The 16,592-nt window shown below is 55.4% G+C and carries 8 protein-coding genes; 1 reads left to right on the top strand and 7 read right to left on the bottom strand.

The window, feature by feature from the left end; all coding sequences use genetic code 11:
- Positions 1 to 373: 373 nt before the first annotated feature.
- The 4 genes from AC2A6O_RS26300 to AC2A6O_RS26285 all read right to left on the bottom strand — a co-directional run bounded on the left by AC2A6O_RS26300 (position 374) and on the right by AC2A6O_RS26285 (position 10,028).
- The gene (locus tag AC2A6O_RS26300) at positions 374 to 1,483 is read right to left on the bottom strand and encodes an alginate O-acetyltransferase AlgX-related protein (RefSeq protein WP_498931554.1); all 1,110 of its coding nucleotides are present in this window, start codon (positions 1,481 to 1,483) and stop codon (positions 374 to 376) included.
- A 20-nt stretch (positions 1,484 to 1,503) separates the two neighbouring features.
- Positions 1,504 to 2,937 carry an MBOAT family O-acyltransferase gene (locus AC2A6O_RS26295; protein WP_498931552.1) on the bottom strand — a complete coding sequence of 478 codons (1,434 nt, stop codon included), beginning with the start codon at positions 2,935 to 2,937 and terminating at the stop codon, positions 1,504 to 1,506.
- Positions 2,938 to 2,996: 59 nt separating this feature from the next.
- A complete protein-coding gene (locus tag AC2A6O_RS26290) occupies positions 2,997 to 5,906 on the bottom strand; it encodes a tetratricopeptide repeat protein (protein WP_498931550.1) in 2,910 nt (969 codons plus the stop codon).
- 165 nt (positions 5,907 to 6,071) lie between these two features.
- Complete coding sequence (locus AC2A6O_RS26285; protein ID WP_498931548.1) at positions 6,072 to 10,028, bottom strand: right-handed parallel beta-helix repeat-containing protein; 3,957 nt, start codon at positions 10,026 to 10,028, stop codon at positions 6,072 to 6,074.
- A 307-nt stretch (positions 10,029 to 10,335) separates the two neighbouring features.
- Here AC2A6O_RS26285 and AC2A6O_RS26280 point away from each other — a divergent pair, with 307 nt between their 5' ends.
- A complete protein-coding gene (locus AC2A6O_RS26280) occupies positions 10,336 to 11,448 on the top strand; it encodes an alginate lyase family protein (protein WP_498931546.1) in 1,113 nt (370 codons plus the stop codon).
- A gap of 195 nt (positions 11,449 to 11,643) precedes the next feature.
- On the opposite strand, the gene AC2A6O_RS26275 is transcribed toward AC2A6O_RS26280, so the two are convergent.
- From AC2A6O_RS26275 to AC2A6O_RS26265, 3 genes are all read right to left on the bottom strand, one after another.
- Complete coding sequence (locus tag AC2A6O_RS26275) at positions 11,644 to 12,876, bottom strand: tetratricopeptide repeat protein (protein ID WP_498931544.1); 1,233 nt, start codon at positions 12,874 to 12,876, stop codon at positions 11,644 to 11,646.
- Positions 12,877 to 13,362: 486 nt separating this feature from the next.
- Positions 13,363 to 14,694, bottom strand: coding sequence for a nucleotide sugar dehydrogenase (locus tag AC2A6O_RS26270; protein ID WP_148587429.1), 1,332 nt, complete (start codon positions 14,692 to 14,694; stop codon positions 13,363 to 13,365).
- Positions 14,695 to 14,830: 136 nt separating this feature from the next.
- Positions 14,831 to 16,288 carry a phosphomannomutase gene (locus AC2A6O_RS26265; protein ID WP_498931542.1) on the bottom strand — a complete coding sequence of 486 codons (1,458 nt, stop codon included), beginning with the start codon at positions 16,286 to 16,288 and terminating at the stop codon, positions 14,831 to 14,833.
- Positions 16,289 to 16,592: the final 304 nt, after the last annotated feature.

Below are 16,592 nucleotides of genomic sequence, written 5' to 3'. Positions count from 1 at the left end.
ACGATGCAGAGCCTGTTGTCTGGTGAAAGCCTCCGTGTGGCTGTTGCAGGACGCACTCCGGCGCTCCTGTGATATTGATGCTTCCCGTTCATCGACCTTATCCCGATCAAGCAGTTTTCTAGTGTATTGTCAGTAAAGTCGGACATACGTCACGATTCTTCAAAATCACAATCACTTACCAAGTGAATAAGCAATCAGCGTGCCAATACGATCTTGATCAATTTGCTGTTGTTTCTGCGAAAATTATGAGCGATTTTCTTTCAGGCTTTCTATCGTGCCTTTTTTATAGTCATTTACTTAAATTTTAGACATTTATTTCTAGAATTTCCTCTAAGTCGCTTTTCTCTCTCACCAAGTGTCGTGTGCTGCTTCGTCAGTCGACCTGGAAGTCAAGGCTCTGGAGGAGTTCAGGACTGTAGTCGTCCAGATACCGGATCGGCATTTCCCAGATGACCAGCTGCGGATAGTAGAGTTCCCCGTCTTCCAGCTTCTTCATGTAACCGGACATGGGATCGAACGGACCCTTGCCTTCCTCGGCGACGTTGAGCACATCGGTTTGCAGCGCGTTGCGCAGATGACTCTCAAAACTCCAGAGCGTATTCGCGCTGTAGCTGGTCCCCGCCAAGGCGACGGGAACAGGGTTCTCGTCGCCGTCGTCAAGCAGACTGGCCACATCGTCAACCGAAGCCCGCACCAGGATCGGTTGAATGGTCTCGTCCGGATAGGACAGGGAAGGCATGATCGATCCAAGCTTGATGAACTTCAGAAGATCTCCGCGATGGCTGGTCTTCTGTTGAGGTTCGACCGTCAGTTCGGCTGGTGGCAGGCTCTCGGCCAGAGTTTCCGGCACAAGATTTCTTGCAACGACTTCCGCGCCCTCAACGGTCCAGTGTGTATCGGTCTTGAGAAAGACCTGTTCGTGTTCCTTGGCCTCTACAAGCGGCTTGCGCAGTTCGGGCACCAGAACGGAGTGTGCTTGAAGCTCGCCCCGGACCTGCTCGTAAAGGGGGTGATGAACCTTCGGCCAGCGGAGCGACCCGAGATGTTCGCTATAAACTTCTGACTTGGTGGGAAGAAGGGCGACGACAAGCTTGGTGCCGTGCTCAGCAAACTGCTTGTCCGTATTCTCGACCGCAGCAAGAGCCGCTTTCAGGTTCTGCGGTGAGTCCTTGGTCCACGAAAATTCTTCCGTCGAATAGAGCCAACCGTCTGCTCCGACCAGGACCCCCTTCTTGGCTTCGCCAAACAGGCCCAGCGAAATGACGTTATACAGATTGATGGAAATTTCGCGGAAAAACAGATCGTCCTTGTATGCATTTTCGAGATCGAGCGCGACCTTTCCCTTGAGAAAGGCTGATGGTGTGCCGTCGTTGTTTTTCCAGTCAATATTGCTGAACATGGCGAAATTGACGGTGTAGGCGAAGCCGATGGCGAACAAGCCGATCATCGAAGCGGAAAGGATCTTGGAACCTGTGCTGGTCATGGCGTGTGTCCCTCTCTCGGTCAGAACTGGAAGTAGAGGAAAGGGGAATCGTTGTCTGCGGTCAGCTTGATCAGAGACAGGACGCCCACACTCGAAACCAAAAGGCCGTGCCGAATTGAGATGAATTCGGGGCTTACGAACGTGTCACCTTTGGTCGGTTTGGATCCGGATTGCGACAAATAGGGCTCCAGGTAGACGATGACGATTGAGACCACGAGCATCGCAAGGGAGAACCTTGTCACCTGCCAGGCGACGATATCTGTCATGCCGAACCCGTGCATGCCCACCATGCCCGACAGCATGGCGAAGGCTGAGGGAACGTTTTCGGCGCGGAAGAAAACCCAGCCGATCATCACGCAGACGAGCGTCAGCGGCAGGTAAAGGATCGATCTGTCTCGCGTGCTGGAAACACCGCACCAGCGCTCTATCCCCAGAAGGATTCCATGCCAGGCACCCCAGATCGCAAATGTCCAGTTCGCACCATGCCAGAGACCGCCGAGAAACATCGTCAGGAACAGGTTTACGTAGGTCCGTGTGACGCCAATACGGTTACCTCCCAGGGGAATGTAGAGATAGTCGCGCAGCCAGGCTGAAAGGCTGAGGTGCCAGCGTCTCCAAAACTCCGTGATCGATCGGGAGATATAGGGGAACTGGAAGTTCCGGATGAAGTGGAAGCCGAGCATAAGACCAAGACCGATGGCCATGTCACTGTAGCCGGAGAAGTCGAAATAAAGCTGGATCGTGTAGGCGGTGATACAGAGCCAGCTCTCCGAAAAGGTCGGCATATCCACGCTGAATATCGTATCGGCGATCGGCGCCACGGAATCGGCGATCAAAACTTTCTTGGCGAGACCCAGCATGAACATGCGTGAGCCTTCTCCGAACTTTTCCCAGGAGTGCTCGCGTTCGACGAACTGATCCGCGAGATCCTTGTAGCGAAGAACGGGTCCTGCGATCAGCTGCGGAAACAACGCGATGAAGGCAGCAAAGTCGAAAAGGTTTGTCGCGGGCGGAGCATCCTTCCGGGCGACGTCGACAACATAGCTGATCGCCTGGAAGACATAGAAAGAGATGCCGATCGGAAGAATAACCTGTCCGAAAAGGGGCGACAGAGGCTCTCCGTTAAAGAAAGTCAGGGATACGCTGTCGACGAAGAAATTGAAATACTTGAAATACAAAAGAACGGATAGATTTCCTATCACGCCAATCGCGCAGAAACGCTTGGACGCCTTTGCATCTTCGCGCATTTGAGCAGCGTAGATTTTATGGCCGATGAAATAGCTCCAGCCGGTCACCAGGATAAGCAAAGCCAGATAATCGACACGCCACCACGCGTAGAAGAAATAGGATCCGGCGAGAATGACTGCCGACTTGAAGCGGAAAGGTGTCACAAAATAGAGCACCAGAAATATCGGCAAGAAGGCCATGATGAAAAAAGCTGAAGAGAAAACCATTTTATCAATTTCTTCCGTTGATCAGGTTCGCACCGAGTGAATCCGAAGAAAGGAAAATGTCATTCGACATATTCTTTCCAGCCTGAAGTCAGAATTGTTGCGGAATACTGGTGGCCAGCCGCGCTGGCGCGCTTCAGCCATTCCTTGACGCCTTTGGCATTGTCATCCTTGGCCTCCGCGCGCAGATGCGCGGCATAGCGGAACATGGCTTCGGCGCTGCCGTTTTCGGCAGCACGATGCAGCCATTCGATGGCGACCTGCTGCGCATCAGGCGTGTCCTGATAGATGAAATGGAAGAACAGGTCGTACATGGCACGCGCACTGCCATCTTCACCGGCATCTTCAAGCCACTTCACCCCGAGATCGATGTTCTGGTCGATACCGAACCCGGCGAGGAGCGAGCGGCCGACCTCGGCCTTGGCTTCGGTGGAGTCCGCTTCAGCAGCTCTGTAAAAATAGACGAAGGCCAATTCCGGGTTGATTTCGGTAATGCCACCCGATGCAAAGATGCGGCCCAGTTGCAGCAGCGCGGTGGTCGAGCCCGCATCTGCCGCCTGCTGGTACCAGCCGATGGCCTTGGTCGAGTTCCGTTCGGTTCCGACCCCGTCCAGATAGGCTTTTGCAGTCCGCAATTGAGCGCGCACGCTGCCTTGGGTCGCTGCTTCCTCGAAGTACTGCAGAGCGAGGTCCAGATCCCGCTCGACATAGGTGCCATCCGTATAGGCCTGGCCGAGGCGAAAGGCGACATCGAGGCTTTGCGGCGACTTCTGGTAGACCTGCTTCAGGAGTTGAATGGCCTGTTCCGGGTCGGCTTCAATTTCAGGTGTGCCTTCCGAAAGCGTCAGTGCGACCTGGACCATCGGCGCAGTGTAGCCCTGTGTCAGGCCGACCGAGGCGATGGAAAGGGCTTTTTCGAGGTCCGGGGTACCCGCCTCGCTGCTGAGATAGATCCTGACGGCGCGCGCGACTGCAGGACCATAACCCCGATCGACGAGCACGTTCAGAATATCCAGCCCGGTGCCGATGTTGGCCGGCTCTCCCGTGGCTATATAAGTTTCGGCGACCCGCAGATTTGTGCCGGAGCTGTCGATACCGAGCTGCTGGGCGCGCTGAAGCAGGGAAAAGGCTTCCTGATCGTCCGCGGACTTTTGAAGCAGGGCGAAGGCATAGGCCACCATCGCTTCGGGATTTTCTGCGTCGGAACCCGATTTCAGGGCGGCCATCATTTTTTGAGGTTCGCCTGCGAGCTCGTGGAGCGACGCGATACCGATCCACCCCTTGCCATCTCCTGCGTCTACCGCAGCCTGGAAGGAGTTTCTGGCCAGATCGAAATTCTGTTCGCTGTCCCGATAGAATTCACCCAGAACGATCAGTGCCTGGGTGGAACCTGCGTCCACGGCCCGGTGTAGCCAGGTCAGGGCGCGGGGCACATCCGGTGTTAATGTTCTCTTCCCGCGAAGGTAGATCGTACCGAGCGTCGTCATCGCGGAGGCGCTGTTCTGCGCGGCCGCGCTTTGTAGCAGCGACAGTGCCTCATCAAGCGACTGAGCATCTTCGCGGGTGGCATTGATGAAGGACGCGAGCCGTTCAAGAGCTCTCGGTGTTGGGTCGAGCGCTACAGCCTTCTTGTACCACTCTTCCGCCTCACTGAGCGAAAGCTCGACAAATTCGTTGGTGCGATAGACGTCGCCCAGGCGGACCATCGCAAGCTGGTTATCGCGTTCTGCCGCGTACTGCAGGGCGCTAAGCGCCTTTTTCTGCAGGGCCTTGTCGCCCAGCTTGTCAAAATACTGCGAACTGGAAAGCCGCCCCAGAACAAGGTCGCCCAGCTCGTAAGCGGCGGACACCGAGCCTCGTTCAAGTGCATATTCAAAGAAGTAGAGAGAATATCCGAAGCGCATATCTTGCGGCAGCGTAGAGCGCAGGATCCGCCCGCCAAGCTTCTCAGCGTCGTCGGTCGACAAACTCGTTCCGGACGCCAGAAACTTCTCAACAGTGGCGTCCATCTCGCTGGTGGAGAGCTTCTGACCGTCCTTGAGAAGTTTCTCAAAGATACGGATCTGGTAGTAAAGGCCGTCGGAGTGACCCGTTTCGCTCAACAGACTCGCGAGTTGTTCCGCTTCCTCGCGTGTCACGCCGAGCCTGTTCTTGTCCGTGTAGTCGTCGAGAAGACGCAGGGTTGCCTTTACGGAGCCGAGCGTGACGGAGGCGACGAGCGCATTCTTCACCCGCGCTGCAATGTCCGGCTCGTCGAGCAGATCCTTTAGCGCCGAATAGATCAGATAGCCGCCGTTTGCCGAGCCGCCCGTCAGCGCGCTGGCATAGTTGGCAACCGCTTTTTCGAGATTTTTCTCGCCGATTGATCCGTCCAGGTAGGCATTACCCATCAAAATGGCTGCGCGCGCGTCGCTCGGTGCCTCGACGGCGAGCTGAGTAAAGGCAAGCAACCGAAGGGAACGCGCTTCCTCGGGGTCTTCACCTTCGATCAGTTCGGCATATCCCAGAAGTGTCTCGGGATCGCCGTCGGACAGGAACGGCTGAAACAGTTCCTTTGCCCTCTCAGGCCCGACAGCCTCTTTGACGTTTTCCGGATTGCTGACAAACTCCATCGCCAGCCGCAGGCCTGCATCCTTGCGCCCGTTTTCAAGAGCAATTTCAAGATGCTCCGTTGCCCTGCGTCCCTTGTCAGGCTCGGAAGTGGCGAGAAGCGCCTTGCCGTACTGGTATTCGAGCAAGGCAAATTCATCGCCGGACGCGGTCGCGAGGGCTTCTTCAAACAGGCGGGAGCCGGTCGTGAAGTCGCTTACGATGAGAGGATTGGATTGGGAATAGGGCAGCCCGCGAAGCAGACGGTCAGCCAGCTCGATCCGTTCTTCCGGCGTGAGGGTGGCGATATAGGCATCAGTGACCGCAAGTTTGTTCACCTGCGACACAGGCAGGTTGCTGACGGGTTCCTGATCTGAAGCCACCACCGGCGCGCTCTGCGCCTGCGCTGACGCAGTTAGCGGAACGAGAGCCAGCAAACTCCATACCGTGGCTACGGCACAGGAACCGAGCAAGGACGTTCTTGACGACCGGAACGGGCGGTTAGATTTGACTGTACGAGGTACTGACATGGGTCCGCTCATGAAGATCTAGTTGGTCACCGGATTGACCGCACCGGCCTGCACGCTCGTCTCGTTGCCGAGACACAGATCGGTAATCTGCGACGTTTCGAAGGCTGGAGCAGTTGCATGGGAGGCAAGCAATCCCCTCTTCTGCAGCGCGCACGCCTTGTGGTGAGTGACTTTGGGGAGGCAGGTTGATGCAACGGTCACAGCCTGTCCGTCCGAACCGTATTTGAGAAGCCAGAGCGACTGGTCCTTGAGGTCGCCGCCATAAAGCCCTTTGCGCTGGAAGATGAACTGGTTGTCCTTGAGTGTAACCGCGCTCAGACCATTGGCCTTGATGCCGACATTGTTTTCCGTGAGCTCGTTGTCCGCAGCAAAGAAGCTTCCGAAGGGAATGTACGGATCCATCTCGAAGTCGCGGGTATGGGCCGCGTCACTGTCTTCCAGGACCGAAATGTACCCGTCGATAGCTGCTTCCGCATTGCCGCTGATCCGATTGCGCGTGATCGACAGATCCCAGGAATTGCGTGCCTTGATACCTGCGCGTTTGTTGTTGAAGAAATGGTTGGAATCGATCAGGGCGCATGGGCTTTCGAAATAGGTCAGGCCGTCTTGCTCATTGCCGAAGGAGGTGTTCGCGTAAATCGTGGTCGCCATGGAATCTCGGTCGACCATCAGGCCCGAGCCGGCGTTGTCGAACATCAGGTTTCCGACAAGGAAGCTGTCGTCTACCTCTCGCGAGATGATGCCGCCGTGTTTCTTCTCGGTGTCGTAGCCGGTGTTGTACGACAGCGTCAGTCGCTTGGAGCGGTCATGCGGGTCGAGGCCATAGGTGATGCTGTTGCGATACTCGTTGCCAACCACAGCCACGTCGTCAGCTTCGTAGGAGTAGAACCCGTAGAGCATGTTCTCGAAGCTGTTGTCGGCGATGATGCCGAACGGTCTTTGATCCTGGCGTTTTTCGTCGATGGAATCCTTCGGTCCGGAAGAGAGCGAAAGGCCATAAGATTTACCGGCCGAATAGCCCAGACCGACGATTCTGGAGCCGCCGATATAGGTTTCGCTGTTGCTCCACGAAAGAATGAAGGGACGGAAGTCCTTACGGTGCTTGTAGTCCGAGAAGGCAAAGTCCTGCTTGCCTTCATCATAGGCACCGAGTGTCGTGTCCACGACGAACAATTTGCCGGCGTTCACGATGAAGGAACCGTAGCTCTGGCTCAGATAAAAGGCCTTGGCCTCCTGACCGGACAGGACAAGTGTCGCGTTCGGGCCAATCACGATCGGAGCGCGGAAAATGAAGCCGTCATCCACCCGGTCAACTGTTCTGAACCTGCCCGAAACAGACAGGTAAAGCAGCTTTTCGACCGTGAAAACGCCTTCTGTCAGATAGAGGAAAATCGGGTTGATCGTGCCCTGGCGCTTGTAGAGGTAATCGCGCGCACTCATGCCGACGACTTCCTCGAAGAACTTGGAGGAGAACCGGTTGAGGCGGGCAAACCGGTTGAGGCCTGCCACGGAGAGCCCGCTTGGGCCAGCGCGCGGAAGCAAGGGCACGATGCTCCGGACATTGCCTGAGGAGGCATTTAGCCCGGCGATGAGGTCCGGATAACCGTCGTCCTGAACCAATGTGTTCTGGCGCACGAGCCTGATGCCGTCACCTACGCGCAAGGTGTTCGAGTCTTCGATCTGGAATGACAACGGAGTGACATCTGCATCGACGTTTTTAGCCGCAGTATCTTCCCCTTGTGTCAGGGCGTACGCCTGAGGGTGGTTGCGGGCCAGAAGACCATCCGTGTCGAGATCATGCGCCATCCACTCTGCGACATCACGATAGGTACCAACTCGCAAGCGGTAGTCGTCAACGTCTTTAAGCAGCCGGGCACTTTCCTCCAGATTGCCGAGTCGAGCTTCTATCCGGAGAGCCCCGGCCAGGGCGCTCTGAGCCAATGAAGGGTGTTCGATCTTTGATGTTGCAAGCCTTGCTTCTTCGAACCGTCCGGCCATGGCGAGGGCCGTAGTTTTCTGTTCCAGCTTCTGGTCGGAATTGAGCCGGTCGTCTGCGCTGCCAAGAAGAAGATCCGTGTTTTCGACGTCGCCCAGCATGGCAAAAGTTTTCGCCAAGGCTTCATGGTCCTGAGCCTCAAGACTTTCATCTTGAACGAGCCGGGAAAGGAGAGGGGACACGAAGTCTAGATCGGAGATCGTTTGCGGGTCGTCTTCAAATCTGGCCCTGACGAAGCCGTGGAGCAGATCTAGCAGCGACTTTGGCGAAAGATCCGATGCGCTCTCTGTGAGAAGAGTACGCATGAACTCCGGTTCCCGGACATAGGCGCCCAAGGCAGCCGTGTTGTCGAAGCTGGAGACCGTTTGTGTATTTTCAGCTGGAACGCCTTGGAATGTTTTCAGGGCCTCGGATGTCGCATGGACGTCCTCTTGCAGCACTGCGCTGTAGGCTTTTGCCCAAGCGCGGTCGTTGCTTGCAAACGGTCCCTCTCCGGAAAGCAGAGCTTTGAGGATATCCACGTCCCGGTTATCGATTGCAATGCGTAGCAACTGCCGGTTCGCTGCGGCGGCAACGGTTTCGTCCGATGTCATGGACTGCACACGTTCCAGAAGCTCGTTCAGGCCTGCTTCTCCGAGGGTTGCGGTAAGGTCCCTGAGCAGTTCCAGATCTTTTGCGTCAAACTCTCCAGCTTGGAAACTGTCGAGAATCTTGCTGGCGGTCGTTTCCACGGCAGCATCGTAGCCGGCAGTCGCCAACTCATCGGACGCCACCTTGAGTGCCACGTTTCGCCGCTGCGTATCGCTTATCCTGCCTGCAGCTTCCAGCGCAGGAAAACCTCGCCCCTGCGACGCCATGATCACACTGATTTCCTGCAACATGGGGTCGCGGGCATCTTTAGTTCGCTCACGTGCCGCAGTTGTCCAGAACGATGTGAAAAGTGCCATATCCAGCTGGTTCTGGCGGGCAAGTGCACGGGTCAGCGCGACAGCCAATTTGTGCGATGCAGCATCGTTCTCATCGAAGTTCGCAATCAGGTTTACCAGGAGCTCAACACTGGTGAGCTCACCGCTGGCGATGCCGCGCTCAAGACTGTCGGTGAGTTCCTCGCTCTCCAATTGCTTATATGTTGAGAAATAGTCGGGCCTGTAGAGGTCTGAGGTCGCGAACGATCTGCCGAAAGGTTCAAGGTATCGGTAGGCAAGCCCTGGATCGGAATGGATCTCAACCATCCGCTCAGCAAGCGGAAACGCCTTTTCAGGATCCTCTGATTTCAGTATTTCTATAGAATTTTCAATGACTTTATCAGCCTGGGCGCGCAAATCGGCGTCGCCCAGAAGTTTGGCCGCCTCGACCCTAATCAATTCGTTGGAAATTCGCAGGACCGCTTCGAAAAGCCTGATGTCCTTTCCCAGCTTCTTCTCGGTACGCGCCCTGTTATAGAGCGCGCCAAGCGTGAAACGCGGATCCTTCAACTTTGCGAAGTTCTCATTGATCTGAACACTGACATCCAGGATCTGCTTTTCGTCCAGATCGGTCTCGATGATCCTGTTCGACAGCAATTCTATGAGAAAGCCGGCGATCATGTCCCGTGAAATACCGGCTGCGCCCAATCTCTCCTTCGCCAGCTTGGCCTCGCTGATCATGTCGCTGAGTACCGAACTGATGTGGGCTTCGGACTTGGCAAGGTTGTCGAGCTGTTCGTAGATTTTCAGAGCGAGTTGTGCCGACTGAGTGGCTTCGCCGATCAGGCTTGTATGCTTCGCCAGGGCGATGTTCTGGGAAATAATGAGCTCAGCCTTACGCACATCAATCTTGTCGACAATGTCGAATTCGCCGGCCGTCTCTCCAAGTGTCGAAAAGGCCTGATCAACGACGTTGACGCGCGTATTTTGCGCTGCAGCAGAGCCGCAGGCTATGCCGACAGATAACGTAAATGAGAGGCAGGTTTTTCCCGCATTTAGAAATGCGATACGCATGGCAAAGGACTTCTTGAACTGCAAATTGTTGCTATGCAGCATAGTAGTTTCAGGCGGCTAAAATTGTAAAGTTACGAAGGGTTTAAATTGGAGCGACCTAACGTCAATTTGTGCGGAAAGTAAAGGCAGCCGCATAGTTTTTGTGCAGGTGCAGCATAAATGGATGCCAACAGGACGCCTGATTAAAGCTTTAAGGCTGACGTAGAGAAATTCAGGAAATTTGGAACTCGTTAAAACTTTAGGATTTTCTCCAAGGGGTTTGAAAGCCGGCGATGCCTAGTGTGAGCCAAATGTCTTGGTGAGCACTATGTCGCGTTTCATTCAAAATACGGTTCGAACCGGTCTCGGCGTTGCAATTTACGCCCTTGCCATGTCAGGGATTCAGTCGTCCCCGGCCAAGGCGCAGACGCTTCTTTCGAGCCTTTCCAACGTCCCCCAGGTGACGCTTGCCGGAGTGGGAACTTCTGCCTCCGCTGCGAGAAACCCTGCCGATCCGAACGTCTCATCCTGCAAATCGGTGCCGGCGCCGGTCGTGGTGCTCGATACCCGGTCCAAATACCATCAGTCGGGTTCCAAGGATACGGTTGACGCAGCTGCCAGACGCAAGCGCGAACTTCAGATGAAGCCGGTCCGAAGCTTCTTGCGGACAGTTGGTATGGAGGCCTTCAGCGGCGACGTGAAGCTGGAGCGTTGTGCGGCGAAAACTCTTGCGGCTTGGGCACGTGACGGAGCGCTGACGAAGATGAAAAGCGGTGACGCTCATCTTTCGCGCAGTCGGTTTATGGCCGAGATCGGTCTCACCATCGACTATCTGGAAACCAGAGGTGCCTTCTCCGAAGACCAGCGCGTCATCATCGGGGGCTGGTTAACGGATGTGGCTCGCTCGACGGTACATTTCTTCCGGTATCAGGCTGGGCCCAAATCGCGCAGGAACAATCATAGATACTGGGCAGCACTCGCCGTCGGAGCGGCCGGATACATTGGTCGGGATGCTGATCTCGTCAAGTGGGCTCACGAAAGCGCCAAAATCGGGCTCTGTCAGGTCGATGCCGCAGGTCATCTGGCGCTAGAAATTCAGCGGGGAAGCCAGGCTCGCAACTATCATGTCTATGCCCTTCGGCCACTCGGTGGACTGGCTGCCATGAGCGCCGAAAGAGGGGACGATCTGTCCTTGATCTGCGAGGGAGCCTTGGGCCGGTTGGCGAAGACCACGTTGGCGGCCGTCCGGAACCCCAATCCGATTGCCGAGATTGCAGGGGCTGAGCAGGCAAGACTGGTGAAGGAAAGCGACTTTGTCGCCCCGCTTCGCCTTTCGGAAGGGACGTCGCTCTTCGTGTCGCTGCAGAAGCTGATCGTACCGGATCAGGATACTGCAAAAGCCGACCTGGAAATTGTGGTCGCGGCATCGACGAAGGGATGAAGGAACGTCGTTAAAGCGCGGCACGATGCGGTCTCGTTTCGCCCTCTGTCTGACTTTGCCCGGTTTTCATCTATGAGTTTACACTTGGCATGAAGATCGGTGAAAGCTGCTGCCACGGTTGAGCAAAATGAAAAGGGCCGGCGCATTCGCCGGCCCTTTTCATTCATCAAGTTGATAATCCGACTTTCGGCAGCATCATTTCGCTGGAAGCGATTGCAGGTAGGCTTTCGCGGCGCTGTTGCCGCTGTCTGCAGCGGCTACCAGATAGTGGCGCGCAGCGGAAATGTCCTTGGATGTTCCGTTACCTTCCGCATAAGCGACACCCGTGTTGAACTGGGCTTCCTGGTTTCCGGCATCGGCTGCTTTTTTGTTCCAGTACAAAGCCTTTTTCGGATTTTTCGGTGTCGGTCCGCCAAGCTCGTAGAAACGAGCCAGCGCGATCGAAGCATCGACATCTCCTGACTCAGCTACAGAGGTAAGCGTCGAAACGATCTGATCCGTCGCAGAGTTGCCGGCCTTGCCGAAGGAAGCCTGATCGACCAGAAGCCGTACGGCGCTTTTCTGTCCGTTCGAGGCTGCAATTCCGTAGTATTTCAAAGCTTCTTCATTGATTGCATTGTTGTTGCCACGCAGAACCCGGGCAACCAGAAGAGCAGCTTTGCCGTTCCCTTCATCGGCGACCTTGCGGATTTGTGCGAAGACCTCACGCTTCCGGTTCTCGTCGGTAAGTGCTTCATAGTCCGCAATCAGATCGTTGATCCGGGCGCTGGGGATCGACAGCATGTATGGCAGGACAGCGGCACGCTCCGCCTCGGAATCAGTCTTGCGATAAAAGCTGGCTGCGGTGCTGGAAGCTCTTTCCGGGTTGATCTCGGCTGCGGCTTTTATCCAGAAAACGCCAGCTTTAAGGTTTTTACGAATACCGTCTTGACCGGCAAGCGTATCCTTTGCCAGCGAAAGATACTTCCCAACAGCCTTCGTTCTGCCCTGGCTGGCGATCAGGCGTTTGGCTTCGTTGAGACGGCCGCTGGAAGCATAGAGTCTCGCAAGATCGTCTTTCGCCCGGACTGATCCGTAGGAGGCTGCTTTCGCATACCAGTAAGAGCTGTTGGTGTTCAGGCCGCTGCCCTTCAGCTTGCCCTGCTTTGCCAGGTCGGCAAGAAGCATGGAAGCGCGTATAGACTTGTCTTCATTCGCCAGTCTTGCGTAGCCAGGCAGAACGGCACGTAAATTTCTCGGGATATAGACGCCATCGCTGTGTAACTTGGCAAGGCGGGATATGGAAGAGCCGTAGCCTGCAGCAGCGGATGCTTCGAGTGCGGCATAAGCTTCTTTTTTCTCGCCGCGGTCTTCGTGTATCTGGGCGAGCTTGCGGCCAGCGATGCCTTTGACCTCGAGTGCTTCCGCATCTCCGGGTGACTCGGCCAATTTTTCGTCCGCTGCGACGAGCGCCTTGTTGTATTGGACTTCTGCCCACCGTTGCTGGTTGTCTCGCTCGGCGCGGCTTCCGACATCCAGAATAGTCCGGGGGCTGGCGCAGCTTGCAAGAAGTCCAGCAAGAAAGGCCGCTCCGACGAGTTTTTTCAACGATCTAAAGGACTTACTTTTCAAAACTAATCGTCCCGATTTGCGGTGCCTAGAACCCTGTTGTTCTCAAGTTTTGTAATATCTGCCGGTTCCAGAAGGCAAGAAGTCAGCTAAAAATAATGAACCTGGATTAAGTTTTAGTAACTATAGAAACATATTTACCGCACTTATCCGTCGCTTTAACCAAATTTCAATGATCGTTTCCGTGCAATTGCTTAACTTTTGAGCAACTTACTGGGAAACAGGAAATGGAAGTTGGCGGCGCCAAGAAATGAGCGACGGAATATCCGTCGCTCATTGGCTTGATTTCCGATGATTTCCCTGCCGTTACCAGCAGAGGCCGTGGTAGGTGAGGTTGGCCGTCGACGTCATCGAAACGCGAGCAAGGTCGATCACGGTAAGTTCCTTGTTGGAAGCCGAAAGAGACTCCGCAAGCCCTGGATACTTGTTTCCGATGACCACTATCTCGGAGCGTGCAACCACGTCGTCGATCGTGTCGCAGACAAGCGGTGCGATATGGGGCAGATAGTTTCGGCCACCGTTTTCGGTCTTGACCACATTCGGATCATAAATATTGATCTGCTTGCCCTTGCCGAGAAAGGTTTCCACCAATTCGACCATCGGACTTTCGCGAAGATCGTCGGTGTTTTCCTTGAAGGTCACGCCCATGAAACCGACGTTGTTCTTGCCGGCGTTGTTGACCAGTTTCTTGGCACGGTCGATCTGCAGCAGATTGGCGCTGTAGGCAGCATCCAGCATCGGTGTCGGAACGTTGTTGAGCCGGCCGAAACCGGTCAGCGCGCGCAAGTCCTTGGGCAGGCATGAACCGCCGAAGGCAAAGCCGGGTTTCATGTAGGCCTTGGAAATATTCAGCCGCGTATCGGCGCACAGGACTTCCAGAACATCGTGGCTGTCGATGTCCTTGGACTTGCACAGGTTGCCGATTTCATTCGCGAAGCTGATCTTCACTGCATGCCAGCAGTTGTTTGCATATTTGACGATTTCGCCACTGCGCATCGGTATGACATGCGGAACAACCGGAATGTGAGCGACGAGCGACTTGAGCGCATCAATGGAGCGGGTGTCATCGCCATACTGGCCGAAGACAATCGCGCCAGGGCTGTAGTAGTCGTCGATGGCCGTGCTTTCGCGCAGGAATTCCGGATAGTAGGCGACGCCGAAATCAACTCCAGGTACCTTTCCGGAAGTTTCGGCCAGGGCCGGCAGCACGACTTCTTCCATCGTGCCTGGAAGAATCGTGGAGCGCATGACGACAATGTGGAATTCGTCCTTGTCGCGCAACACGCGGCCAATGTCTTCCGAGACCTGCTTCACATAGCCGGTGTTCAAGGTGCCATTGGGAAGGCTGGGTGTGCCCACACAGCAGAACGTCATATTGGTGGACCGGACGGCTTCCTCGATGTCGGTCGTGGCTTTCAGCGTGCCCTTTTCGTGGCCAGCTGCAATCAGCTCGTCCAAGCCTGGTTCGATAATCGGTGACTTGCCGTTGGCGAGGCGCTCGATCGTTGTGGCGCTGACGTCCATCGCAACGACATTGTAGCCGTCATTGCAAAGGCAGGCTGCGGAAACGCAACCGACATATCCGGCACCAACCACGCTGATGCTGAAAGTTCCGTCATTGGACTTGAAGTCGATCATGGCAGTTATTCACCTCATAATTGATAAGTAATTCGGTCATCTCAGAGATGACGTAGAGTTCGCCGCAGCACGGCACTCAGGCCGCGCTTCGCGATCAGTTTTTCATGGGCGTTTCACCGCCGTTCGGTGCGGCAACTCATGCCGACAACCGCTCTGAAATAACGTTGGAGCCGGTCCAGCCCGAGAGCAGCTCCAGTCCGTCCCTCAGAAGTTTTCTCGCCTCGCTGAGCGAAGATGCCTCTACGTAACAACGCATCTCGGGCGCATTTCCGGAGGGGCGCAGGTGAATGATCCGTTCTCCGTCGAGGGTGATCCGCAGACCGTCGATCGTGTCGATCGAAACGGGCTGTCCGACGGGGGCCAGGAAGTCCCGCAAATTGTCTTCATTCTGCGAGAGGTAGCTAACAAGGCTGGAGCTGCGCTCGGTGGAGTAGTTTTCCAACCTGTCCGCCAGAGCAGCCTTCAGGCCAAAGGATCTCGCCAGGGTTCCCAGGTCGTCTTTCGACGCGGCGAGGTTCTTGAGCGTTGCGAGGATCGGGACAAAACAATCGCGTGTCGGCAAGGCTTCGAACCTGGATGGCCCGCGATCGAAATTTGACTGGAGCAGTACACCGCCGTTGGCCTCGAAGCCGACAACGGCTGTCGCTCCATTCACCTCGACCGATTCCATGCCGGATATCACAAAAGGTGACCCGACCCGGGTGCGGAAGGTTTCGAACGGCGCATCCTTCTCGATGCTGGAATTCGATGTAACCGGAGTAACCACGGCATCTGCTCCCAGATGCAGGGCGCTGATCAATCCAAGGAGATCCCCGCGCAGGGGAGTGCCGGTTTGGTCAGCGACCAGAGGGCGGTCACCGTCGCCGTCGGCGGAAACAATGGCGTCGAGCTGGTGTTCGGCAGCCCAGTCTTGCAAAAGCGTTTCCGTTTCTGCAGAGACGGCTTCCGTGTCGACCGGAATGAATGTTTCGGACCGACCAAGGGGTATTGCCTGGGCGCCGTAATATTCGAGGATGCTGACCAGAAGGTCTCTGGCGACGGTGCTGTGCTGGTAAACGCCGACCCGAAGACCGCTGAGCGCACCGGCTTCCAGGAATGTCTTGAGGCGCGTCTCGAAACCGCGCATCGCTTCGTCACAAATGCGGGCGGGAGGCGAGTTGGCACGCTTGACTGCGACAATGTCCGTCTTCGTGATCATTGCGGCAAAGCGCGTGATTTCCATTTCATCGACCTTGGAAATCTCACCGTCCGGCCGATAGAACTTGATACCGTTGCGATCAGCCGGAATATGCGAGCCGGTCACCATCAGACTGGCGCTGAGGCGTCCAATCGCGTGATAGGCGAGGGCAGGTGTCGGCAGCGTGCCGCAATCGACCACGTTCAGATTGAGCTCGCTGAGTGCGTTCGCGCAAAGCTCCAGGATCTCGGGGCTGGACTCGCGAAAATCCCGGCCAATGTAGACGGTATCGAATTCGGAAATCTGGTTTGTCTCCAGAAGATACCGGCCAAAGGCGAGCGTGTAGATAAGAGTCGTGTCACCGACGAGTTCAGTTGACAGACCCCTCAGTCCGCTTGTTCCAAATTTGGCGACCATCTCAAAACACCCCATCAAAAGAATAAGTCACGAAGGTCCGTTGACGGTCGTAAAAACCAGACGTGAGTCTAGATTAACCGCCTTAAAAATTCTGATTTTTATGTGCTATTCAAGCGATTACTCGGATGAATATTTATTATCTCAAATTGTAATCAAAAAATTTTCTTTTGAAAGTGAAATTCATGTGACAAATGCTTTTATGAAGTGCGTTTTTATGTTCAAAAATTTAACTGGTGCAAATTTTGTGTGCATAATTCTTTTGTTGGGTTCAAAGTGGTGAGAGAGGTCTTCGCAGGTGGCCACA

The sequence above is a fragment of the Labrenzia sp. ATLA3 genome (genome assembly GCF_057180185.1).
Note: the sequence above shows the minus strand (reverse complement) of the source record. Positions and strands in the feature narration are given on the sequence as shown.

What these genes read in the sequence shown, in the direction of transcription:
- AC2A6O_RS26280 (WP_498931546.1), top strand. Translation starts at nt 10,336, where the DNA reads ATGTCGCGTTTCATTCAAAATACGGTTCGAACCGGTCTCGGCGTTGCA.
- AC2A6O_RS26295 (WP_498931552.1), bottom strand. Translation starts at nt 2,937, where the DNA reads ATGGTTTTCTCTTCAGCTTTTTTCATCATGGCCTTCTTGCCGATATTT.
- AC2A6O_RS26285 (WP_498931548.1), bottom strand. Translation starts at nt 10,028, where the DNA reads ATGCGTATCGCATTTCTAAATGCGGGAAAAACCTGCCTCTCATTTACG.
- AC2A6O_RS26300 (WP_498931554.1), bottom strand. Translation starts at nt 1,483, where the DNA reads ATGACCAGCACAGGTTCCAAGATCCTTTCCGCTTCGATGATCGGCTTG.
- AC2A6O_RS26270 (WP_148587429.1), bottom strand. Translation starts at nt 14,694, where the DNA reads ATGATCGACTTCAAGTCCAATGACGGAACTTTCAGCATCAGCGTGGTT.
- AC2A6O_RS26265 (WP_498931542.1), bottom strand. Translation starts at nt 16,288, where the DNA reads ATGGTCGCCAAATTTGGAACAAGCGGACTGAGGGGTCTGTCAACTGAA.